We start from the raw sequence: 271 nt of genomic DNA, 5'->3' as shown, positions 1-271 counted from the left end.
AGGTCGAGAAGGGTATGATATATCCCTGCCCCTGTAGCCCCTCCTCCCCGAATGCCAACTGGTGCTGAAACACCATGCGCCCGTCGAACAGAGCCGGATTGGCCTCGACTTCAGCCTTCCAGTTCGCGGCGATCTCGTCTCGCCGCGATTCGCGGTACGGATGTTCGCCATCGAGCACCCGAAGGTTCAGGGCGGCGACGGGAAATACGGTCTGCTCCGGCGGCCAGCCGGCAAAATCCTCGGAAAATATGGAATTCATTTTAAATCCAAT

1 protein-coding gene is annotated in these 271 nt (G+C 57.9%); it reads right to left on the bottom strand.

All coding sequences use genetic code 11. The annotated features are described in order from the left end of the window. A partial coding sequence (locus tag SB772_RS41210) for a hypothetical protein (RefSeq protein ID WP_410838676.1) occupies window positions 1-259 on the bottom strand: 259 nt, incomplete at its 3' end. Window positions 260-271: the final 12 nt, after the last annotated feature.

Origin of the sequence: Paraburkholderia sp. SIMBA_030 (assembly GCF_046535245.1) — a bacterium.
Taxonomy (GTDB): domain Bacteria; phylum Pseudomonadota; class Gammaproteobacteria; order Burkholderiales; family Burkholderiaceae; genus Paraburkholderia.
The sequence above is the reverse complement of the archived record's forward strand: the minus strand, read 5'-3'. Positions and strand labels throughout refer to the sequence as shown.